Source organism: Polaromonas sp. UBA4122 (assembly GCA_002381615.1).
Lineage (GTDB): Bacteria > Pseudomonadota > Gammaproteobacteria > Burkholderiales > Burkholderiaceae_C > Polaromonas.
This window is the reverse complement of record DFWY01000066.1, coordinates 50,307-50,523: the sequence shown is the minus strand read 5'-3', so window position 1 is coordinate 50,523 and position 217 is coordinate 50,307. Positions and strand designations below refer to the sequence as shown.

General features: G+C 64.1%; 1 protein-coding gene. It reads right to left on the bottom strand.

The features are described from left to right. A partial coding sequence (nadA, locus tag B3F77_RS08635; protein ID WP_293604602.1) for a quinolinate synthase NadA occupies window positions 1–217 on the bottom strand: 217 nt, incomplete at both ends.

Here is a 217-nt window from a genome sequence, read left to right as displayed (position 1 = left end):
GCCAGCGCCACCACGTCGGCCGGCGACTCGGGATGCACCAGTACCCTGGCCTGGGGGTGCTCTTTTTTGAGGGCCTCCAACTCAAATGCCTTGAATTCATCGTGCACGATGCAGGCGCCATTCCAGAGCACCATGTCGGCGCCGGTTTCGCGCTGGATGTAGCCGCCCAGATGCCGGTCGGGCGCCCAGAGGATTTTCTGGCCCTGCGCTTTGAGCG